Below are 24917 nucleotides of genomic sequence, written 5' to 3'. Positions count from 1 at the left end.
TAAACAGATGAGCCTATGGTGCTCAATACTTTACCGATACTGACTGAGGCTATAACAGCTATGTCTCTAACACCGCAGCCTCTAACTGTCATGAGCCGTATAAGCTCTTCCACTTTAGAGTGACAGCCGTTATAAGTTAATGCATGGTCGCCAATAAACTGACGTTTGCAGTCCTTACATTGATAATTCTGCTTGCCATAGCTTTTTTTGCCATTTTTCTTTAAACTGGGACTGTGACAGTCGGGGCAGCTGATATCTATTTGTGTCTTCATAACCTCAAATATATCATCTTGCTTTGGCTGTCACCCTCCTTTATTTCTTCAGCATACTTTCTGACACACCACCAAATAAAGTTGTATGCTTCAAATGTGAGTTAAGTAAAGATTATGATTCTAGAAAAACGAACTATAGTTTATTTAAATGATAGACTTTTATTTTTCGCTATGATAATCTCTTTCGGCGATTCAGAAACATTACTTACATTTCAGTTACATCCTCAATTATATATATTGCTATCAATCAGGGTCGTACAAGATATAAATTTAGATAGTAACGTTCTAAACTTATAACTTCATAACCTCTAATTTAGCCATTTAACTTGACTGTATTTCTCAACTAGGACGTTTAATGAAAACTGTTAATAAAATAAAAAATGCTTTATTGCTGACTACCATTACTACTTTGGCGGGTTGTACTACTGTAGCCGATTTTGCAGGCTATGATACTGCTACATTAAATACCGATGCAGCTAAAAGTTACTCTCAAGTGGTTTCTACCGCGAATAGTCAAGGCGCAGTAGATAATGCGTCTGCCACCGCCATTCGAGTTAAAAGAGTCTTTAATCGTATGAAGCCCTACGCCGTTAGCGCTAATACAACAGGCGTCCCTTTTGATTGGCAGGTCACTGTTATACGTTCACCTGAATTAAATGCTTGGGCAATGCCTGGTGGTAAAATGGCTTTTTATACCGGTATTGTAGAAAAGTTAAAGTTAACAGATGCAGAAATCGCTGCAATTATGGGACACGAAATGACCCATGCGTTATCTGAGCACAGTAAAAAAGATGCTGGACAAAAAGTTCTGACTGGCTTAGCGCTGCAGTTAGGTGGTGCGCAACTACAGGCAAAAACAGGGTTAAATGATGAGGCGTTGGGTTTGATTAGTGACTACGGACTTGATAAGCCATTTTCTCGTAGTCAAGAATCACAAGCCGATGCTGGTGGTTTACGTCTGATGGCGCAGGCAGGCTACAATCCAGAGTCTGCAGTTTCAGTGTGGGAAAAAATGGAGGCTGCAAACGGTCGTAGCAACGCCATAGTCACTTTGATGTCTACGCATCCAAACTCTGGGCAGCGTATCGCTAAAATTCAGGCACTCTTACCTGAAGTTATGCCAGTTTATCAAACGGCTGCTAAAGCGCCTACTAACGCAACCACTAATGCAAATACTAACGCCACTACTACTAGAACCATTAAACGTAAATAATTCAGTAAATGCTATTAAATCAGTAAATACTAACAAAAAAGGTAAGTCAAACGACTTACCTTTTTTTTGCGAAGAAATATTTAAAGGCGGTTGGTTTAATTTTATCTTACGTCAACCATTATTAATATAAGGTAGATTATTGTTAAAGAAAGATAGTCTTATTGATTGAGAATAGTAGTGAGCTTTTTGCACTTCTTACAAATGACCTTATCGCCTTTACGCGAGACTTGAACACCATTATGCGTGGTATATGGTGAACCAGTGATTACTTTGCCACCAAGAGTGGTGGTTGCGCCCACTGTGATATAAGCTGCCATAATACTGTCCTAAAATTATTATTCTAAAACCTTGTTTGCAAACAAGGTTTATTATTAAGAAATTAAACTTAGTTAAGCATAAAAGTCAACAAATATCAGTTGAATTTTTGGTCACGTATCGGAAGTGATCATTTAAATGAATAGAGTTCGTCTCGTACAACAAGTATTAAAAAATATTTCTCCCTTAAAGGATGAAGTGCATCTTACGTCTACAGTAAATAATGACAAAAGCGGGATTGGCTACAACAACCAAACTCAACCCAACAAAAAAGGCCACTCCTTAAAGAGTAGCCTTTTATCAATTATTCACTAATTTGTATTAACTCACTTCTTTCATCGCTTGCTTAAGCATCGGTTTCAAGAACTCACCCGTATATGAGCCTTTGACTTCCGCGACTTCCTCAGGTGTGCCTTCAGCGATAATCATGCCACCACCTTTACCGCCTTCAGGACCTAAATCAATCACCCAGTCGGCAGTTTTTATAACGTCAAGATTATGCTCAATGACTACGATGGTATTACCTTTATCGCGTAGCGCATGCAGGATATTAAGCAGCTTATTGATATCATGGAAATGCAAACCAGTGGTCGGCTCATCTAAGATATACAGCGTCTGTCCAGTATCACGTTTGGCAAGCTCACGCGCCAGTTTCACCCGCTGCGCTTCACCACCTGATAACGTTGGTGCAGACTGACCCAAGCGGATATAGCCAAGACCAACATCCATCAATGCTTGCAAACGACGATAAATCGCTGGGATAGCTGAGAAGAACTCTGTGGCATCTTCTACGGTCATATCGAGTACGTCAGCAATGCTCTTGCCTTTATAGTGAATCTCTAAAGTCTCGCGGTTATAGCGCTTGCCTTCACAAGTATCACACGGCACATACATGTCGGGCAAAAAGTGCATCTCAACTTTGATCAGGCCATCACCTTGGCACATCTCACAGCGACCGCCTTTAACGTTAAAGCTAAAGCGACCAGGTTTATAACCACGGGCACGTGCTTCTTGCGTCTGTGCAAACATTTCACGCACTGGTGTAAACACGCCCGTATAAGTCGCTGGGTTTGAGCGCGGTGTACGACCAATCGGGCTTTGATCGATATCGACCATTTTATCCAAATGCTCCAGACCGCTGATGCTGTCATGTTTATCGGCAATAAGCGTTGAGGCGTTATTCAATTGCGTAGCAGCGATAGGCATCAAGGTACGGTTAATCAAAGTTGATTTACCAGAGCCAGAAACACCAGTGATACAAGTCATGATACCGACCGGTAAGCTCAAATCCACATCTTTTAGGTTGTTACCTGACGCGCCTTTTAGCTCAATCGACATTGGTACTTGTTTGGGCTTAGCTTTACCTTTGACTTCCATATCGATGGTTTTGGCTTTATGGCGAATGGTTGGAATCTCGATTTTTTTCTTACCAGACATATATTGTCCGGTGAGCGACCCTTTAGTTGCCATAATCTCATCGACCGTGCCTTGGGCGATGACGTGGCCACCATGCACACCCGCGCCGACACCGATATCGATGACGTGATCCGCTTGGCGAATGGCGTCTTCATCGTGTTCCACAACCAGCACGGTATTGCCCAAATCACGTAAGCGCGTGAGAGTTTTTAGCAAGCGATCATTGTCGCGCTGATGCAGGCCAATCGATGGTTCATCAAGCACATACATCACGCCCATGAGACCAGCGCCAATTTGGCTGGCAAGACGAATACGCTGCGCTTCACCGCCTGACAAGGTTTCAGCAGAGCGAGCAAGATTAAGGTAGTCAAGACCAACACTGACCAAGAAATTTAGACGCTCATTAATCTCTTTGAAGATTTTTTCAGCCACTTCACCTTTATGACCACCGATTTTAAGAGTTTGATAATAATCAGCCGCATCACCGATAGACAGCTTAACGATTTCAGCGATGGTTTGGTTGTCAACACGGACATTGCGCGAGATTTCATTCAGACGCGCGCCATCACAGACGTTACAAGTGGTATCCGCCAGATATTTCGCCAGCTCGTCACGGACAAGGTTGCTTTGAGTCTTGGCATAACGGCGTTCTAAGTACGGTAGCACCCCTTCAAATGGCACGGTTTTATTGGTTTTACGGCCGCGCTCATCAGTAAAGTTAAAGCTCAGTTTTTCTTTACCAGAACCATGCATGATGATATCTTGCTGCGTTTTTGGCAGCTCTTGCCACGGTGCATCCATATCGATTTTAAAATGATTACAAACAGTAGAGAGCAAACCGAAGTAATACGCATGACGCTTATCCCAGCCATTAATCGCTCCTTGATTGAGCGATTTTTCATGATGAGTAATCAGCTTTTCAGCAGAAAAATACTGACGTTTACCGAGACCATCACAACTTGGGCAAGCACCATATGGATTGTTAAAACTAAACATACGTGGCTCAAGCTCAGAGACCGCGCGATCACAGACGGGGCATGAGTGCTTCGCTGACATCACTTGATTGGCATCGCCGCCTTCTTTTGGATTGCCGTCCATGAAGTGTAGCGTGACCAGACCCTGACCTAAACGTAGGGCAGTTTCTAAACTTTCTGCAACGCGATTGCCCAAGTCATCACGGACTTTAAAGCGATCGACTACTACTTCGATGGTATGCTTTTTCTTTTTATCGAGTGTCGGTAGCTCGTCGGTATCATAAACATCACCATCGACGCGCACACGCACAAACCCTTGGCCAATCAATTGCTCAAGCAATACCGTGTGCTCGCCTTTACGCTCACGAATGACCGGCGCTAAAATCATAAGCTTGGTGTCATCTGGCAACGCCATAACTTGATCGACCATTTCGGTGACCGACTGCGCTACCATTGGCTCGCCGTGCTCTGGGCAATAGGGCGTACCGATACGCGCATAGAGCAGACGCAGATAGTCATAAATCTCGGTAATCGTACCGACGGTTGAACGCGGGTTATGGTTGGTCGATTTTTGCTCGATAGCAATCGCTGGCGATAAACCCTCGATACTATCGACGTCAGGCTTCTCCATCTGTGAGAGGAATTGGCGTGCGTATGCCGACAAGCTCTCGACATAACGACGTTGCCCTTCTGCGTAAAGCGTATCAAATGCCAATGAGGATTTACCAGAGCCTGATAAACCCGTAATCACCACAAATTTATCTCGTGGAATATCTAAGTCGATGTTTTTTAGATTGTGTGTACGTGCGCCGCGTATTGCAATATGGTCGTGTGCCATCGGTGATAGGTTTCCTATTTGATAAAGTGTATATAGTCAAATTCTATATAAAGCGGATACGGTGTCAGCCTCGATTAATCTACTAGTAGTACTTTTACTCGTCTTCTTTGTATCCAAGTTATTTTGAATAGACTATAAAACCAAATGTTTGAAATTTAAAAGGTTGATAAATATTGACTAAAGCTTTGTTTTAGACTGAGGTTTGGCTACAAAAGATAGCTGATCATTAAAATAGCTGTTTTTTAAATTAATATTGCTTTATAAAAAATGTGCCGTTTTCATAAAGTATTTTCACACAGCAATATTAATAACGGTTTATATGAAATATTAGGTTTAATACTTGAAATTGGTAAAGATAATCTAATCTAAGGGGTTCACTAATATGAGTGGCTGGTTATAGCTTGAGCTAATTTCTGTCATCTTATAAACACCATTCTATAAAATAACTTTATCTTAAGATTTTTAAGTCAATAACCTGTGCAACGCTTTACTTTATTGTCATGATAGCGGCATTATTCAAGGTACAATGCTGCAGAAGATGCACTTGGTAACAAAATTATTGGCTAAAGCCGGTAGCGTGAGCTGGTGTCAGATATGACGCTGAAGCAGTAAGATAAAAGTTTCGGCAAGCAAACGGCGAATGTCTTATACTAGGGGGCTTAATTGTAGGCTGAAGCTTCGATAGCGCCGTAATGATCCAAACAGAGCAGTAATGATATAGTCAGCTGAAATAAAAATGTTATATAAGTTTAAATACGCTACTGGGATGAATTTTACTTGCGTGCTGTGCCTACGCCGACAGAGGCTGCGCAAAATTCATCCCAGTAGCGCTATAACACTTTTGAAGCGTATCGACTATAAATAAATATTGCAACAGTGATAAACAGTAATGATGAACCAGTGAGGCAAGTATGAATAGCGTAGAAAAACGGGCAATCCTCGGGGTAGGTGGTATTTTTGCCTTGCGGATGATTGGTTTGTTTATGATTGTGCCAGTGTTTTCTGTGTATGGTGCTAATTATGCGCATGCGACGCCGTTTCTGATTGGTTTGGCGGTCGGTATTTATGGGCTAGGGCAGGCTATCTTTCAGATACCAATGAGCCTAGCAGCCGATAAATTTCCGCGTAAACCGATTATATTCTTAGGGCTTATCTTATTTGCCGTTGGCGGTATCATCGCTGCCAATGCGACGGATATTTATGAGGTCATCATTGGTCGGGCGCTGGCAGGCAGTGGCGCAGTCTCTGCGGTATTAATGGCCTTACTAGCCGATGTCACGCGCGAAGAGATGCGCACCAAAGCGATGGCGACGATGGGCTTAACCATTGCCACCTCGATCATGCTTGCTTTTGCCTTTGGACCTTTATTGGTTGGTTCACTGGGTATCTCTGGGCTGTTTTGGCTGACCTCAGGTTTTGCCGTTTTGGCCATGTTATTATTACTGGTCGTACCCACACCGCTACGAGTACTCAAGCATAATCTAGATAATAAGTCGATTGGCCAGCAATTGGCTAGCGTGCTAAAAATTGGTGACTTAAACCGTTTGCACATCGGTATCTTTGCCCTACATTTGACCATGACCGCGATATTTGTCATTTTGCCGCATCAGCTCAATGAAGTGATGGGATTGTCAGTACGCCAGCAAGGTTTGGTGTATTTACCACTGTTGTTTATTGGCTTTGCCGTGGCGATACCCTTTATTATCATCGCTGAAAAGAAACGTAAAATGCGCCAAGTTTTCTTAGGAGCGATTGCCTTGATGACCGCTGCCTTAGCATTGTTGGCGTTAGGTAGTCAGGTCGGCGTCGGCATTATATTAGGCTTACTGCTGTACTTTATGGGCTTTAACTTACTTGAGGCAACGATTCCATCATGGATATCTAAACGCGCGCCAGTCGCCAATAAAGCCACCGCCATGGGACTGAATTCATCGAGCCAATTCTTTGGCGCATTTGTCGGCGGGGCAATGGGTGGTTTATTATTAACGCAGCCAAACCTGCTGGCGTGGGGCATATTGGCTGTCATCATGGGTATCGCCCTGCTGCTTATTATTCCGATTGCCGATCCACCGTATTTATCAAGTACTACTGTGACGATTCCTAAAAACATCAATATACAGGACTGGTCACGGCAGATGCTGGCAGTAGAAGGCGTCGATGAATTGGTGGTCATGGCAAAAGAACAAGTGGCTTATTTAAAATTAGATAAAACGCAGTTGACTGATGTGTCGCGACAAGAGCTGTCGCATCTGGCACAAAGCCCTCTAGATATTTAGAAAAAAAATAGTTAAAGTAAAACCATATTACTGCTAGAATCAATGTGTCATATTAAATACTCGATTAAAGCTCGTAATTAAATTATTCATAAGTAAAAGGACGGTATTATGCGCGGTGTTAATAAAGTTATCATCATCGGTAACCTCGGTGCAGACCCTGAGGCACGTCAATTTAGTAACGGTGGCAGCGTAACCAATATTTCGGTTGCGACATCAGAACAGTGGACAGACAAGCAGAGCGGCGAAAAAAGAGAAGCAACTGAATGGCATCGTATTTCATTGTTTAATCGTTTAGGTGAAATCGCTGCACAGTATCTGCGTAAAGGCAGCAAAGTCTATATCGAAGGTAGCCTGCGCACCCGTAAATATCAAGATCCCAATGGACAAGATCGTTATATTACCGAGATTCGTGCTGAGCAAATGCAAATGCTAGATGGCGCATCTGGTGGTAGTAATGATGGTGGTGGTTTTGGGAATAATAACCAAGGTGGTCAAAACCAAGGCTATGGCAATCAGGGTGGTCAAAATAACTCTGGTCAGCAAGCAAACAATCAGCAGGGTGGCTATAATCAAGCTGGTGGTATGGCGCAACAAGGTGGGCAAAACGGTTTTAACAACCAAGGTGCACCAGCGCAGCAGAATCAATTTAATAAGCCAGCTCAAGCACCAGCACAGTCAAAGCCAACAGCGATGCCTGATGGTCCTGTAGATGATGATATTCCGTTTTAACTTATACAATAACAAGATGTTGTATTTATAACTATGTAGCTCATTGATAATAATATCATTGAGCTATTTTTATATCAAAAATATATTGTATTTGGATTTGATAACTTTGTATAATATTATTTATTGTATTTACTTAGAGTAGTAGCCTGATGTTAGTCTTAAAGAGAAAAGAGTTTATTGAGACAAGTGGTGAAAGGTTTTCTCTTCTTGTTGATGAGAATGGTATTCCCGACTTTTGGATAACGTTGTTCATGACTACTGTTGTACGATCTTATACACACTCAACTCAAAGAGCCTATATTAATCACTTGTACCATTTCAGTCTTTGGGAAGCGAAAATAAAAGTTCGTTTGTCTGATAGGATAATTACAGCATCAAAAAATAAAAATAGTAATAATATTCAGTTTTTCTCACATTCTGAAGTTCAATCAATTGCTGAGCATTGTAAGCTTCAAACAAAGACTGCTCGAAAGCTAAATGATTCGAATAATAAGGTAATTCAATTCAAGAAGCCTACATCTAAAGCACCATTAGCAACTGTATCCGTTGCCCAACAAAATCAAAGAATTAAAGTGGTTGCTGAATATTTCGAGTTCTTAGCAAATAATCTTCTCAGGAGCAAAAAAAGTTTCTCAAGCTATGTTGCAATCATTAAAGAAACTAAAGAGTGGCTTTTAAGTAAAAAGCCTAAAGGTGGTAGTCGTAGAACAACGTTTGATCCTGATGCTAAAGCCCCACCTCCAGAAGTGTTTTTTGAGGTTATGGAATTGGTAAGGCCACTCAACCACAAGAATCCTTTTACCGAGTTAGTCAAAAATCGGAACTACCTCTTATTCAGATTGCTGTATGAAACTGGTCTGAGAAGTGGAGAGATCCTTCAGCTAAAAATAACTGATATTAAGTTCTCTCAAGACCTAATCGAAATTCGTCGTAGACATGATGACCTTGAGGATACTTATAGGTCAATTGAGCCTAATGCTAAAACTCTTGAGCGCGATATCCCTATAACATCTGAACTATCTGAAGAGATTAGATCATACGTTATTCAAGAACGTCCGCTTATTAGTAATGCAAATAAGCATAGTTTCTTATTCGTATCTCATAAAGGGACAAGTTCTGGAAATCCTATTTCTCTTATACAGTTTTCAAAAATTGTTGAAAAAGTTGCAGAGGATGAAAATTTAGCTGACTTCATCAAAAAGTATGGATTTAAAGGTGCAAAGAGAATAACTAGGCATGGTTTTAGGCATGATTTTAACAATCGGCTATCGATTAGTATTGATAAGAACAATGAGAAGGCAAGAGAAGAAGGGCGGTTACATGATGTCATCTCAGAAAAGAAAGAACTTGAAAATAGAATGTATCTTATGGGTCATAAAAATGAAAGTTCTTCGAGTATTTACAACTTGAGGCATACTAAAAAACAGGCTGAATCACTATTATTGCAAGAAATGCAAAAGATGGATTTTCTTATTAACCCTAAGGATGATTAACTGAGATGAACACCGCTGAAGTATTAAATAATTATGTAGAAGATCTTGAGAGGTCAGACTCCTTTATTATTAGATCTAAATCAGGCTATGAATCAAATTTTCAAGATGTTGTTTGGAAACTGGATAATTCGTACAGTATTAATTGGGGTAATGTAGGAAATGTTTCAGGTAGTGTTCTACAAGGATTTAAGCTTACTACTGCACGGATGGCTGAAGAGGTCTCCGCAAAGCATACTCAAAATTGTTGGCATTATTTCAAGCAATATTTGTTAGATCCCAACATCTACACAGGTGGCAAAATTAGCTCAGAGCTAATTTTGAAGTATAAATCAACTTTAGACTCTGAAAATGAGTATAAGTTGGGAACGATTCGCTCATTACTGAGAAATTGGGTTGAGTGGAAACATCCAGGGGTTAATAGTGATATATCAGATACACTTGATCGGCTAGTCTTAAAGGGAAATGTAAAAGGTAAAGCTGTTTTACATCAATGTCCTCATACGGGCGCTTATACGCTCACTGAACAGCAATCATTATTAATATGGGCGGGTAACGCTTTTCAAGAGAAAATCTTGTCTTTAGAGGAGTTTACATGGCTCTATTTTATATATGCAACAGCTAGAAGACCAAGCCAAATCAGAGCGTTAAGAATATGTGACGTTACTCATAAAGTGGTCAATAATAGAAATATATATTCTATTAATATCCCAAGAGCGAAACAAAGAGGTGGTAAATTCCGTTCTGAATGCAGGTCTTTAACTATTACTGAAGACTTATATTTGATTGTAGTAAATCAAGTTAATGAGGTTAAATCCTTTGTTTCTTCTAAATTGCCTAGACTTGACGATAACGATATTGAACAGTTACCTATTTTTTTGAATCGCGATTCATTGCGAGAAATGAAAGTAAGCGACTATAAAGACGTTATTGTAAATACTCCTGATTACTTACATCTATCTGCAATTGACGTTCATTATATGGATAGACGAATATCCCGTAAATGTGATGCTATTTCTGAGCGTACAGGCGACTACATTCACTTTACACCTATAAGATGTAGGCGAACTAGAGCGACCAATCTTGTTAGGAATGGTATTACAGGTGTACAGCTAGCCTACTTGCTTGATCATTCAGATACTCAGCAACTGAGTGTATATACTCAGCATACAGGTGAGTTAGCACTGAGAATTTTTGACAAGATGAATGATGCAATGGAGTTGTTATCTGCAAAATTTGAAGGGCGTCTTATTTATTCCGAAGCTCAAGCATTAAGAGGTAATGATCCTAATAGCCGTGTCTTCCAATCTTCAAACAATCAGGTAGGTAACTGTGGAGGCTCTCCTGCCTGTAACAGTGGCTTGAAAGCCTGTCTTTTATGCAGTCAGTTTCAACCATTATTAGACGCTCCTTGGGAAGATGTGTTACTGGATCTAATGGAAGAAATTGAACATAAGCAAGCTATGGGAGCTAGCGATTTGATTTTACAATCGTTTAATCTTCAACTAGCCCATGTCAAAGCTATTATGAATGCATGCGATAAAATCAAGCTAGAGGAGGTGCTTTGATATGACACAGGTTATACCTTTTACGCCAAAGCATGAAGTTGAGTGCAAAAAAAACCTTCTTGATTTTATTGAGAGAGCCAAGAGTAACTTGAGTATTTATGAGGATCAAGGTGGCTTCAATAGCGACAACTGGAAGGTTATATATAAAAATGGTAGTAGCTCATCTATGCATTTTACTGGACTAAAATCTCAATGTAATAAGACTGGGGAGTTAATGCTACAACCTTTTAGAGATTTTGCGAAAGCATACATGAGAGACTTGCAAACATGGAAAGAAAGAAATCCTGCAAATTATATGGTTGTGCTGAAAACTGTTTATGAAATGCTAGTCGAAACTAATGAAAGCGCTGATATTCTTGATTTCAATGGTATAACACTACGAAAAACTACTGAGAGCTTAGAAAATCGTCTATCTTCAGGTACATTATATCGTGCTGGTCAAGTGCTTGAAAGTTTATTGAGTGATATTCAAGAGTATAAAATAAACTTAACGATACCAATATGGAAAAACCCTTGGAAACGACCAAATGAAAAGGCTACAGGAACTTCTCACGAAGATAGAGCTTGGCAAGAAAATAGATTATTAACTAGTCACCAGATTAGTTGTTTAGCTGATGCTTTTCGGTTAGCTAGAACGCCTTATGAGCAATTTTATTCATCTCAAGCTGTATTATTGATGGCTGCTCCAAGCAGAGGTGGAGAGCTACATTTTCTGACTACAGATTGTTTATTTGAAACAACAGCATTTAAGGAGGTGGTTGATGCTTCGGGTAAAGTCGTCAAAGAAGAGCATACTATTTTAAATATTCGTTGGGTCGCTGCTAAAGGTGGTGGATTTATACCGAAGCCTGTACACCCTCTAATTGAGCCAACGGTGAGAGAGGCGGTGCAAAGGCTAATTGACATTGGAGAGCCTGCTAGAAGAGCTGCACAGTGGTCAATCAAGCATCCTAATGAGTTCTATCGACATGATGGCTGCATTACCGCAGGAGATCATCGCGAAGATGCTCCACTGACTATTCTAGAGTTTGCAGCGGCTATGGGGCTTTCACAGGACAATATACCGAATGATTCTGCTGAATCTATAGAAAGAAGTGCTTTCTTGAATTACTACAAGCAAAAGTGGATTCAAAATCTTTTTGAAACAAAGGACTGTATTACCTATCGAGATTTAGCTGCTTATACTGTGGGAAATTATAAAAAGTCTTTTCCTAAGTTTCCTAATCTTTCAGAAATTAATAAGCCTGTATCAGACATGTTATGCCTTGTTAGAGACAACGAGCTTCATAGCGAGTTTCAATCTAAAGGCTATAGTTTTACTGCTCCTACTATAAATCAACTAAATGTTGCTTTAGGCAGTATTCATAAAAGAAAAAATGGCACAATAGTTCAGTCTTTGTTTACATCTGTGGGATTAAAGGAACAAAACGGAGACAACTTAGTAATTACTTCGCATCAAATTCGAGTGTGGTTGTCTACAATGGCTGAACGTGGCGAGATGGAGTCATTAGACTTAGCAATGTTTGCAGGACGTAGCCGTATTCAAGACAACAGAGCTTATGATTTACGTCCTATGGAGGAATTGGCAAAGGAGTCAAGAAAACTAATTAGTCTTGGCCTAGAGGCTCACGACGGGACTAAAGCTCTACAAGCTGTAAAGGTTAATGTACCTATTACTTTTGAAATGCTAGGTCATAAAGATCGATATGGTGTAGTTCAAGCTTCTGGGTTTGGATACTGCGAGCATGATTGGACTATGTCACCATGTTCAAAAGCAGGTGAATGTGTAACGTGTAAAGAGCACTCTTGCATTAAAGGTATGCCGAATACAAAAGAGCGATTATTAGAATTAGAGCAGGTTGTCAAACATGAGCTTAATAGAGCAGTAGAAGCTGATAATAACGACTATTCAGGTGCTAGTAGCTGGGTCATTTATCAAAGTAAAAAACTTGCAATAATTAAGACTCTGTTAACATATTTAGATAATGATGACTATCCTGAAGGGCTTATTATCCGTGTTCCAGAAGCTCTAGATGTGAGCTTAACGCGAATAGCACTAAACGAGCTTGGATATTCTACAGAGGTCACAGATAACTCAACCTTGAGTGAAAAGATTACTCTCACAACAGAGTCTAACTTTCTAGCGATTTTAGAGGGTGGGTTATGAAGCCAAAACTTATAAGCGAAAAGGAATTGGATTTAGTTGAAGACATATTGAAGAAATGGTCAGGCAAGCTGACATGGGATAAGTTCGCTGTCCGAGTTGCTTCTGCTTTAGGGAAAGATTCTGTCTCTAAGTTTACTCTAATGGGCTACCCTGAGGTCAAACAGGCATTTAATAGACGTAAGCAAACGCTTAAAGAGGTAAAGTCACAGGTCATTGAAACAATGGGTGATGTGACTATTGATATACTTATCAACGAAAATGCTGAGCTAAGAAACCAAATTCATCATTTAGAAGAAGAGTTTAAAGCAAAAGAAAGGCTATGGGTAGAGCAGTACCGAAGGTGGCAATATAATCTTTCCATGATGCCAAATGTAGATTTGTCTATACTTAATCAACCTCTTCCAGCGAAACAGAATTAAATTGCTATAGTCAAAAAACTTTAGATTGAGAACAACACAAGCGATAGTAGATATTCAAGCAAGTAAGCGTAAAAGAGAAGTTTTCTAAACCAAATTACTAATTAGGGAAGACTGGGACGTGACATCAATTAAGCCAAACAACAGAAGAAATGACTGGCTAACTTATCAGAGCGAGTAGCAATCATACGGTACTACTTAAGCTTGGCAAAGAAGCTCTCAATCAGCTGCCGTGCTCTATAGAGCGCTTTGCCGAAATATCTGTGCTGTAGCCTGAAGTCGTTGACACTTGGATGGTATGACTGCTTTGTATTGCTTCAATTCGTTCAATGATGCGGTTATCAGCACCGTAAGCTTTAGCGGTCCAACTTAAATAAATAGCCTCTAATATATCCGGGGCGGTTCAAACTATATACGGATAGATTCTGATGGTCAGTTAGAGTAATTAATAACAGCTTGGTTCACCTAGTTGAGCTAGACACGCTACTAGATAAGAAACTAAATTTAAAGAAAAAGGTATCTAATCAATATGCTAATAGATAACGTAGTAGAAAAAGTATCCGATACTCTTATTAGCTCGATTCAAGATAATGACAAGCTTGCAGTAATGACAGGCCTCTTCTCTATATACGCATACGAACATTTAAAAGAATCACTTGATAAAGTTGATTCAGCTCGACTGCTTTTTTCTCAAGCCAAAGGGTTTGATTATTTAAGCTCATCAGATACTGAGTCTCCATTTGGTGCGTTGAATGGTACAGCGCTAGAAAATAAGTTTCGTAATCAGCTAAAACAAAAGGTAATAGCTCAAGATTTTGCACATTGGTTAAAAGAAAAAGCATCAATTCGACTGGTGCAACAGATTGGTGCAGTTCATCAGCATGTTATACATGTAGATTCAATATCTGAATCGGTTGCTATCAACGGGGCTCAATTTAACGGTCAAGGTTTGGGTCTAACTGAATCTAAGGGTTTTGATATGATAACCCTTGCTAGTGCTGATCAAGCCAAAGAGTTGCTTGCTTTCTTTAATCGAGTTTGGAGTAGCAAAGCGCAAGTCAAAGAAGCTAAAGAGCTTTATCAAGCAGAATTAGCAAAGCTAACCTCGGATCAAACACCGCAATTTATCTATTTCATTACTTTATACAGTATCTTTAAAGGCTTTATTGGTGAGTTGCAAGAAGATAAAATTTTAAAAGTCAAAACAGGTTTTAAAGATACTATCGTTTGGAATAAGCTCTATAAGTTTCAAAAGGATGGCGTATTAGGTGCAATCAACAAGCTGGAACATTTTAACGGATGTATTATTGCTGATAGTGTAGGCTTGGGTAAAACATTCGAGGCGCTTGCTGTAATTAAGTACTATGAGCTTCGTAATGATAAGGTCTTAGTTCTCTGTCCAAAAAAATTGCGTGATAATTGGTTGATCTATACACAGAACGATAAGCGTAACTTACTTGCAAGCGACCGTTTTAATTATGATGTGCTAAACCATACGGACATGAGTCGTACCACTGGGTTCTCAGGAGATATAAATCTTGAAACTATTAATTGGGGTAACTATGACCTCGTTGTAATCGATGAGTCGCATAATTTTAGGAATAATAATCCTAAAAAAGATGGGCGTAATCGCTATCAAAGGTTACTTGAGGATATCATTCAAGCTGGTGTAAAAACGAAAGTACTGATGCTTTCTGCTACACCAGTAAATAACCGCTTGAATGATATGAAAAACCAAGTGGCTTTTATTACAGAAGCAAATGACCATGCTTTGCTAGATCATGGCATTAGCAGTATTGAAGGAACTTTAAAGCAAGCTCAAACAAGGTTTTCAAAGTGGGCAGAACAAGATCCTGATGAGCGTACTTCAAAAGATTTGCTTGATTCAATGAACTTTGATTATTTTAAGTTGCTTGATATTTATACTATTGCTCGTTCTCGCAAACATATTGAAAAGTATTATGGAACCTCAGACATGGGGAAATTCCCTACACGTCTGCTACCAATCAACCTTAAGGCTTCAATAGACCTAAAGGATCAGTTCCCACCTTTAGAAGAAGTAAATAAAAATATCCGTAGGCTATCTTTAGCGTTCTACTCACCAATAAAGTACGTCAGAGTAGATAAAAAAGCTGAATACGCTCGAAGGTATGACCAAGAGGTTAAGGGCGGAAAAAGTGTATTTAAGCAGATTGATCGTGAAGAAAGCTTAATTCATCTTATCCGTATTAATTTATTAAAGCGCATGGAGAGCTCAATTCACTCGTTCACATTAACGCTAGAAAAGTTACTGACGCAAGTGAATGTGTTGCTAGAAAAAATAGAGAATTTTGACTCCAACCTGATGAATGAGCAGACAGAAGAGTTTATGGCTCCATCAATTGAAGAAATTGACGACCTCGAATTTGAGTCTCCAGAGTTAGCCCCATACCTAATTGGAAATAAAACAAAGGTTCGAATTCAGGATGTAGATTTAATTAGATTTACTCAAGATTTAGAAGCGGATAGTGTTTTTCTTCAAGAAATCTTACGTGTATCCAAAAGTATAGATGCAGCACGAGATGCGAAGCTAGCGATGCTAAAAAGTAATTATTCTGATAAATGTAAAAACCCGATAAACGAGAATAATAAAAAAGTAATCATTTTTACAGCATTTGCTGATACAGCGGAACACCTATATAAAAATATTTCTCCATGGGCCAAGCAAGAGCTAGGTCTCCATTCAGCAATCATTACAGGGCAACGTACAGAGACGACTTTACGTGGAACTGATGGTAAGAAGTTCAAAACAGACTTGAACAGCCTTCTTACTCACTTCTCACCTAAATCGAAAGAACGTGACAAAGTATTCCCTGAGTTTGAAGAAGAGATTGATATTTTAATCGCTACTGATTGTATTTCAGAAGGTCAGAACCTTCAAGACTGTGATTATCTTATCAACTATGATATCCATTGGAATCCAGTTCGTATCATTCAGCGCTTTGGACGTATTGATCGTTTGGGTTCAACCAATGATGTCATTCAGCTGGTTAACTTTTGGCCAAACATGGAATTAGATGAGTATATTAATCTTGAAGCTAGAGTTAGTGGTCGAATGGTCTTGCTTGATATTTCAGCAACAGGTGAAGAAAATATAATTGAGCAAGACCCCAAAATCAATAAAGGGATGAATGACCTTGAGTATCGCAGAAAGCAGCTTGAGCAGCTTCAGAATGCCGTCGTAGACCTTGAGGAAATATCTGGTGGTGTATCGATCACGGATCTCACTCTCAATGACTTTAGAATGGATTTGACAGGATTTATTAGTAATAATGAGCAAGATAATACTAGCTTGCTAGAGCAAACTCCAATTGGTTTATTCGCTCCTGTGATTATATCTAAAGAAGCATTTAAATCAGAATCAAGCCAGTTTGCAGGATTACAGGATGAGGTTGAATCAGGTGTTATTTTCTGTCTAAAAGATATCAAAGGTAAAGTGCAAGTTGAAGACAGCTACTCGCTAGCACCTTACTATCTTGTTTATGTCTCTGATGAAGAAGAGGTCTTACTTTCCTTTACCCAGTCCAAGAACATTCTTGATCTATGTAAAAAGCTAGGGTCAGAGCTAACCGAGGTTAGCCAGTCTAGCCCAGCTTATCAAGAGTTTGCTAGCAGAACTAAAAACGGTAAACAGATGAAACATTATCAAAATCTTTTAGCGAAAGCAGTGGAAAATATTGCTGGTAAAAGTGAAGAGATTGGTGCCATAAGCCTATTTAATAGAGGTGGAACTGTCTTATCAGCATCTAGCACTCAAAACGTGAATGACTTTGAAGTGATAAGCTATATGGTTGTCCTATGATGGAATATATAGATTTTCGAGCTGCTCCTGCAGAAAAAAATCATTCTAAAGTTCGTGTTGATTTAATAGACAAGGTATGTGACCACTTAAAGCTTCCTGAGTCTACATTCCTCGGTACGCGCATCACTAAAAAAATGCTTATAGATAACAATGAGCTTAGTAGTCATGATAAAAAATTAGTCACGGATGTTATTCAATCTATAGAATGGCGCAATACCCTGAAGCCAGACACAGTTAATATTTCTATGTATGTGACTGATACAGTTGAATACCTAGAAGTAGCGGTAATACGTGTTGTGCTAAAAGCTGGTAAGAAGCACAAAGACAGACTCACAAATATAACCAAGCTATTGCATACCTTAATTCCTTATCCAGTAGTTTTGTTGGTTGAGCTGCAGGATGATTTAGCAATTAGCTTGGCTGACAAGCGGATTAACCAAGCTGATAAAACCAAGCTGGTCATTGAGCATATTTATAACAGCGATTGGTTGCATCCAGAAAAACTGAGTGCTAACGAAAACGATTTTCTTAATGACTTCTCTTTGGTGAACGTCTCAAGTCTTAATTATTTTGAGCTCTATCAAGATATTATCTCAATGCTAATAGGGTTAAAGGCCAGTAGGATTTCTGGGATATACAAATCAAAGAACTCTTCAATATCTCAAAGTGATCGTAAGCCTGAAGCGCAACTAAATATTGAACAAAATACAAAGTTAGCTAGCTCGGATTTTTCTGAGAAGAGTAACGAAGATAAAACAGCTTTACTTCAGAAATTAGAAGGGTTGGAGGCAGAACTAGCTAGTATCAGAAGTAAGTTAAAAAAAGAAACGCAAATGAATATCAAGTTACATCTTAATGTAGAGGCAAAAAAGATAAAGCAAGAAATTTCTACTATAAGAAGTGAGTTGAATTAATATGCGTTCACTTTAATGTAAGCTTAGTTGTCGCTATGGGCTATGCTGAAGAGAAGGTATAAGTAAGATTGGTAAACTAGCAACTTGACAAAAATATTATCACAATCAAGAAATGGTTAATAATTTGAGAGAAAAGTAGGCGGCTCGAAATATAAAGTAAAATGATTGCTATTCTCTTCAAGCTGAAGTGAGACTAATAGCTCACATCAATAGGAAATAACTTAGGAAATATCGAATGCGATTTGTTAAGAGTTTATTGCCAGTAGTATGTCCTAATCAAACAGTTAAATATCCGCCTGTAGGAGAGTCTCCTAACGATTGGTTAAGGAGTAACTCTCTTGGATTAGATGTTATTACTATTCATGGTTTTGTAGTGGATAAGTTTAATTCAATTCCTGCTCTATTCCTAAAGGCTGAATTTATATATAGCGATGGGATGAAAATAGATGACATAGTTAATAGATATACTCAAAATAAAAGATGGCATTTGTTGAAAACAGTTTCAGAAGATTTGAGGTCTCCTGTAAATCTACTATTGATACCCTACGGTTATCCTAATACAAGCATCCAAGGCTTTAATGGAAATGATAAATGCTTATATTTATTTGAAGATATAACTAATAGTGTATTTAGAGATTATGAAAAGATAAGCCTATTGGGCTTTAGTTTATTACTGAAGGATATGAGAGGGTTTTCTTTTAAAAAATCTAAACCATTAAAATCTGCTTCAACATATCTTGAATGCAGCTTAGTTAATGAAACAGAAGGTGAGAAAAATCCTTGGCCAGGTGATGTTGACGGTATACTTTTTCTGCATGATAAACCTAAAGCTATTTTAGAGTATAAAACTCACAACCTAAACAGTCCTATTAGTAATGAATATATAGGGAAATATAGTCAAGAAGATTGGAGAAGATTCAAAGTTTTGGATGTATTAAAAGGCAAGCTAAACGTTCCAATATTTTTTATAGTATGGGGTCCAAACCATCAAGATATTAAAATTCAAGTTATATGTGAAGTTGGGAAAGTAGATAAAGAATTCTATACAAATAAAATCTCGCTTCAGAATCAACTATTTCAGCTACTGAATATATATTAAGGACTTATTATGGAAAATTCTATCAAAATAATTGGTAAAGAGGATTCTTTGTCAAAAAGTTTAAATGTCGAGAATCAGAATATTGATAAGTTAATCAATATCTTTCCTGAGGTCATACGTGATGGTCAGGTAGATATAAATATTCTAAAGTCTATTATAGGTTTAAAAGATGAGATGTCTGAAAGAAGGTTTGATTTTACATGGTATGGAAAAGAAAATGCTAAGAGTCTTGCTCAAGCTTTAACGACGGGAACGTTAAGACCACTAGAATGTCAAAGCATTAATTGGAATAGTGCTGAAAATATACATATTGATGGTGATAACTTAGAAGTACTTAAGATATTACAAAAATCTTATCACAATAAAATAAAAATGATTTACATAGATCCACCATACAACACTGGTAAAGATTTCGTTTATAAAGATAACTTTAGAGATAATATTAAAAATTATTTAGAATTTACTGGTCAACTAGATTCTAAAGGAAAGAGGCAAAACACTAATTCCGACCTATCTGGTAGGTATCACTCAAACTGGTTAAGTATGATGTATCCAAGATTAAGAGTAGCCAAAAATCTTTTAAGAAATGATGGAGTGATATTTATTTCTATAGGTGATGCTGAAGTTGGTAATTTGAGACTAGTCTGTGATGAAATATTTGGTGAAGAAAACTTGCAAGGTCATGTACATTGGCGAAGAAGACATAATCAACCTAATGATAAAACTAAAATGCTAGGACTAGTTGGAGAACATATTTTAGTATACTCAAAAGATAAGAGTTATTTAAAGGATTATGGTGTGGGAAAGATGCCCTTAACAGGCTCTTTTAGCAATCCAGACAACGATCCTTTAGGTGACTGGGCATCTAAACCATGGAAAGTAGGAAGTGATCAGGGTGGTTCAAGATATTCTATTACTCTTCCAAATGGAGTAGTATTAAGCGAAGAGTGGATGGGTGATAAAAAAACTTATATGAACCATTTAGAAGAAGGAAGAATGTACTTTCCCAAAAATGGAGCAGGAGCACCAAGAAAAAAATATTATAAATTTGAAAGAGAAGAAGAGGGGCAATGTGCAACTAATTGGTTTAGTCATGAGCTGTTTGGACATAATCAACAGGGGAATGAAGAACTAACCGAAATGATGGACGGTATCAAAAATACTTTTAGCAACCCTAAGCCAACTAAGCTAATTGAAAATTTAATGAGTATAGCAGGCTGTAAAGATGGTGATATCGTTCTAGACTTTTTTGCTGGGTCAGGGACTACATTCCAAGCTGCTGTGCAGTTTAATCCAAAAATTAGATGTATTACAGTTCAATTACCTGAACCGCTAATTAGAGAGAATAAAAATCATAAAGAGGCTATTGATTTTTGCTCTAAAAATGATAAGCCCTTTTATCTTTCTGAGTTGACAAAAGAAAGAATTCGCAGGGCTAATAATCTTTACAATGGATTAGGTATAAAGTTCTTCCGATTAGATGAAACAAATATTTGTTTATGGGACGCTGATGCAGAAAATTTAGAGGAGATTCTGAGACAGTCAATTGAATCTATTAAGCCTAATCGTAGTAATGAAGATGTACTTTATGAGATTCTGCTCAAATATGGTATTGAGCTTACAGTCCCAGTAGAAACAGAGGTCATTAATGGTAAGCAAGTCTTTGTTGTTGGTGCTGGCGCATTGATTGTGTGTTTAGACGATGGCATCACAAGTGAAGTAGTTGAAGGTATTGCCAAGCTAAAAGTTGAGCTGGATTCAGAGACAACGCAGATAGTATTTAAAGATGCTGGATTTGCTGATAGTAATGTAAAAACCAACGCTATTCAGATATTAAAGCAAGCTGGTATTAATGATGTTAAAAGTATTTAAAGGATAAGTCATGTCTGAAATGAAAATAAAGTTTGATCCTGACCTTTCTCATCAAAAAGATGCAATTAGCGCGGTTGTGGGTGTGTTTGAAGGCCAAGAAACCTTTCAATCAAACTTCTCTGTTGCAAGTAGTGCTCTCAGTAATGAACAGTTAGGTTTATTTGCGAAGAATAATGATATTGGTGTCGCTAATGCACTTAGTCTTCTACCAGAAGAGCTTTATGAGAATACTCGCAATGTTCAGCTATTGAATGGGTTGGCTCAAACAGAAACAACCAAACAAGCGCTTCCTAGCCTCGATTTTACTATTGATATGGAGACAGGCACAGGTAAGACTTACGTTTATTTGCGTAGTGTATTTGAGCTATATGAGCGTTATGGCTTGAGTAAGTTTATTATTGTTGTTCCTTCGGTGGCTATTAAGGAAGGTGTATATAAGTCTCTTCAAATTACAGAGGAGCATTTTAGAAAAGAATATAAAAATATTCAGTATGATTATTTTGTCTATGATTCATCAAAGCGAGATCAGGTAAGGAATTTCGCTACTAATGATTATATTCAAATTATGGTCATTAATATTGACGCTTTCAGTAAATCATTTGTCGACCCTGAAAAAGAATCAACTGCTAACCTGATCCACCGTACAGATGATCGACTTAATGGCATGAAACCAATTGAGTTTATCCAAGCGACAAACCCGATAGTAATTATTGACGAGCCTCAATCAGTAGCTTCTACAGTCAACCGTAAAAAAGCGATTGCCAGCTTAAATCCGTTATGTACATTTCGCTACTCAGCTACGTTAACTGAAAACTTGAATATGCTTTATAAGCTTGACTCAATTGATGCATATGAACGCAAGCTTGTAAAACAAATTGAAGTTTTTGATCTTAATATTCAAAACAATCATAATCAAGCCTATATTAAGCTTCTTAGTGTTGATAACAAGAAGTCGGCAATCACTGCAAAAATTGAAATTGATGCTCAGACCAAAACAGGTAAATTGCAGCCTCGTAAATCTATTACAGTAAAAGCCGGCACCGACTTATTCGAGGTTTCTGGTGGACGGGATCTTTATGAAGGTTATGTGATCAACGATATTTATTGCGAGGAAGGCAGCGAGTATATTGATTTTACTAGTCGCGATGACATCATAGAAATCAATCAGGCTATTGGTGAAGTTGATCAAGACACCTACAAACGACTACAAGTATCAGAAACAGTAAAAGAACATCTAGAAAAAGAACTGAGATTCTATCAAAAAATTACCACTGGAGTTGATCAAATGGATCACTCTAAAATTCTTAGCCAAAAAGGAATTAAAGTTCTTAGTCTATTCTTTATTGATAAAGTAGCGAATTACCGTGGGTACACTAAAGACGGTGAACCTGTACAAGGTAAGTTTGCCAGTTGGTTTGAAGAAGAGTTTATAAAACAGCTTAGAAAGCCAAAGTATCGTATTTTATATCCTTCAGTATGGGATAAGGATAATACTGGAAAGCCTATTATCAATGAACAAGCTCTCAAAGAGTTGGCAAGCGCTGTTCATAATGGTTATTTTGCGCAAGACAAAAAGAAAGATGCTCTAGGAAATCCGTTGTTTACAGAGTCTAAGCTTTCAGCAAAAGGTGAAGGTGGTAAAACGGTTGCTGATGAATCAGCTTATAATCTCATTATGAAAGATAAAGAAAAGTTACTCTCAATGGATGAGAAGCTACGCTTTATCTTTAGTCACTCTGCTCTAAAAGAAGGATGGGATAATCCAAATGTATTTCAGATATGTACTTTAAATGAGACTAAGTCTGTGATGAAAAAACGTCAGGAGATTGGTCGTGGTTTGCGTCTAGCTATAGATCAGTCGGGTGAACGGGTGCCTTACGGTTTTGAAGTAAACACGTTAACAATTATGGCAAATGAGTCTTACGAGCAATTTGTAGCAACGCTCCAAAAAGAAATTGAAGAAGAAGAGGGTATTAAATTTGGCGTAATAGAAAAGCATCAGTTCGCCAATATTTTGATATCCAATGAATATAATAGTAAAGAATTTCTTGGCGCAAAAAAATCAGAAGAGATCTATCTGCATCTTGAAAATCAGGGCTACATCAATAATAAAGGTAAAATACAAGATTCTCTGAAAATCGATTTAGCTGATAATACAGTCATTCTACCAGAAAGTGCAACAGAGTATGCCGAAGCTATTCTTGCTACCTTAACTAAAGTTGCAAGAGGTTTAAGTATCAAGAAGCATGAGGAGAAAAAGACTGCTAAGCTTAAGGAGAAAGAAGGTAAGCAGGTCGTATTAGGTGATGATTTTAAAGCCCTTTGGGATCGCATCAAGTACAAAACCACCTATAGAGTGAATTTTAGCGTTAGTGAGCTTGTAGAGAAGTGTATTAAAGAGATCAGAGCTTCCGTTGTTGTTTCTAGTGTTAAATATGAGTCGAAAAAACGAAGAGTTGAAATTGCTGAATCCGGACTTCTCGTCTCTGATTTAGATTTAGAGGGTAATAAAGTTCAAGACAAACAAGGTGTGCTAGAGGTAAGTTTTAAGCTTCCTGATATTGTAACCTACTTAGAGTCTCAAACGAATCTAACACGTTCAACGATAATTCATATACTACTTGGTCTAGGTGATAAGCTCGAAGCATTTAAGAAGAATCCTCAGCTATTTATTCAACAGTGTGCGGAAGTCATTCGTAAACAAATGCGTTTAGCGATTGTTGATGGTATCACGTATCAGCGCATTGGTGATGATAATTATTATGCTCAAGAACTGTTTCAAGAAGAAGAGCTAACAGGTTATCTAAAAAATATGGTTGAAGCACACAAGTCAGTTTATGATTACATCGTTTGTGATTCTAATACTGAGTTTGAGTTTGCTGAGAAGCTTGAGCAATCAGCAGAAGTTAAACTTTATACTAAACTACCTGCTTGGTTTAAGATTGATACGCCATTAGGTAGTTATAACCCTGACTGGGCTGTACTGATTGATAAAGATGATGAGATGGGTGAGCAGCTATACTTTGTGGTTGAAACCAAATCAAGCATTTTTTCTGATGATTTGAGAGCAGCTGAGAAGGCCAAGATTGATTGTGGTATTGAACATTTCAAGGCTTTGAGCAAAGATAGCAATGGTATAGATTTAGAAAACCCAGCTAAATTCGTAAAGGCTGATAACTACAATACTTTCTCCACACACTTCAGCTAATTAAATGAAAATCGAAGATCATGATTAACATGGTCTTCGGTTTTTTAATCGTCAGACCACCTAACTAAAATATCTCAAGTTCAACTGTACGGATTTGATGGCAGAGGTTGAACAACCATAGAGTATTTATTGGCTATCTAAAAGTTGTATTTACAGGGATAATTCTAGCTAAAACGCATTATTTGAAACTTTTTTATATTTAATTGTATTTACTTGACATAAGTATATTTTTTTAATTGACTTTTAAATTATTATATAGTCACTGCACTACAAAAGAGTTATAATTTGGATGAATATCATAAAACAATT

The 24917-nt window shown here is 38.1% G+C and carries 15 protein-coding genes; 12 read left to right on the top strand and 3 right to left on the bottom strand.

All coding sequences use genetic code 11. From position 1 onward, the window contains the following. A partial coding sequence (locus EI161_RS06980) for an IS1 family transposase (RefSeq protein WP_192529291.1) occupies positions 1–272 on the bottom strand: 272 nt, incomplete at its 3' end. Between the two features lie 355 nt (positions 273–627). Here EI161_RS06980 and EI161_RS06975 point away from each other — a divergent pair. Then, a complete protein-coding gene (locus EI161_RS06975; RefSeq protein ID WP_192523821.1) occupies positions 628–1485 on the top strand; it encodes a M48 family metallopeptidase in 858 nt (285 codons plus the stop codon). Positions 1486–1643: 158 nt separating this feature from the next. On the opposite strand, the gene EI161_RS06970 is transcribed toward EI161_RS06975, so the two are convergent. Together EI161_RS06970 and uvrA are read right to left on the bottom strand one after the other, a co-directional pair. Continuing rightward, complete coding sequence (locus EI161_RS06970) at positions 1644–1802, bottom strand: PAAR domain-containing protein (RefSeq protein ID WP_192523822.1); 159 nt, start codon at positions 1800–1802, stop codon at positions 1644–1646. Between the two features lie 319 nt (positions 1803–2121). Continuing rightward, positions 2122–5028, bottom strand: a complete 2907-nt coding sequence (gene uvrA, locus EI161_RS06965; protein WP_192523823.1) for an excinuclease ABC subunit UvrA — start codon at positions 5026–5028, stop codon at positions 2122–2124. A 911-nt stretch (positions 5029–5939) separates the two neighbouring features. Here uvrA and EI161_RS06960 point away from each other — a divergent pair. The 11 genes from EI161_RS06960 to EI161_RS06910 all read left to right on the top strand — a co-directional run bounded on the left by EI161_RS06960 (position 5940) and on the right by EI161_RS06910 (position 24608). Beyond that, entirely contained in the window at positions 5940–7304 is a 1365-nt protein-coding gene (locus EI161_RS06960) for an MFS transporter (protein ID WP_192523824.1), read from the top strand. 108 nt (positions 7305–7412) lie between these two features. After that, positions 7413–8033: a single-stranded DNA-binding protein gene (gene ssb / locus EI161_RS06955; protein ID WP_192523825.1), complete on the top strand. Its 621-nt coding sequence runs from the start codon at positions 7413–7415 to the stop codon at positions 8031–8033. Between the two features lie 149 nt (positions 8034–8182). Continuing rightward, complete coding sequence (locus tag EI161_RS06950; RefSeq protein ID WP_186473812.1) at positions 8183–9526, top strand: site-specific integrase; 1344 nt, start codon at positions 8183–8185, stop codon at positions 9524–9526. A gap of 5 nt (positions 9527–9531) precedes the next feature. Further along, on the top strand, positions 9532–11091 hold the full coding sequence (locus EI161_RS06945; protein ID WP_192523827.1) for a site-specific integrase: 1560 nt from the start codon (positions 9532–9534) through the stop codon (positions 11089–11091). A 1-nt stretch (position 11092) separates the two neighbouring features. Then, positions 11093–13258, top strand: coding sequence for a hypothetical protein (locus tag EI161_RS06940; RefSeq protein ID WP_225735263.1), 2166 nt, complete (start codon positions 11093–11095; stop codon positions 13256–13258). Then, on the top strand, positions 13255–13677 hold the full coding sequence (locus tag EI161_RS06935) for a hypothetical protein (protein ID WP_192523828.1): 423 nt from the start codon (positions 13255–13257) through the stop codon (positions 13675–13677). Before EI161_RS06940 ends, EI161_RS06935 begins: the two co-directional genes overlap by 4 nt. 526 nt (positions 13678–14203) lie before the next feature. After that, positions 14204–17515 carry a helicase-related protein gene (locus EI161_RS06930; protein ID WP_192523829.1) on the top strand — a complete coding sequence of 1104 codons (3312 nt, stop codon included), beginning with the start codon at positions 14204–14206 and terminating at the stop codon, positions 17513–17515. After that, positions 17512–18429, top strand: coding sequence for a DUF4391 domain-containing protein (locus EI161_RS06925; RefSeq protein WP_225735262.1), 918 nt, complete (start codon positions 17512–17514; stop codon positions 18427–18429). Before EI161_RS06930 ends, EI161_RS06925 begins: the two co-directional genes overlap by 4 nt. Before the next feature lie 235 nt (positions 18430–18664). Beyond that, a complete protein-coding gene (locus EI161_RS06920; RefSeq protein WP_192523830.1) occupies positions 18665–19528 on the top strand; it encodes a hypothetical protein in 864 nt (287 codons plus the stop codon). A 9-nt stretch (positions 19529–19537) separates the two neighbouring features. Then, complete coding sequence (locus EI161_RS06915; protein WP_192523831.1) at positions 19538–21400, top strand: site-specific DNA-methyltransferase; 1863 nt, start codon at positions 19538–19540, stop codon at positions 21398–21400. A 10-nt stretch (positions 21401–21410) separates the two neighbouring features. Continuing rightward, positions 21411–24608, top strand: coding sequence for a type III restriction-modification system endonuclease (locus tag EI161_RS06910; protein ID WP_192523832.1), 3198 nt, complete (start codon positions 21411–21413; stop codon positions 24606–24608). Positions 24609–24917 lie beyond the last annotated feature (309 nt).

This window comes from Psychrobacter sp. FME5 (assembly GCF_014861375.1).
Lineage (GTDB): Bacteria > Pseudomonadota > Gammaproteobacteria > Pseudomonadales > Moraxellaceae > Psychrobacter.
Note: the sequence above shows the minus strand (reverse complement) of the source record. Positions and strands in the feature narration are given on the sequence as shown.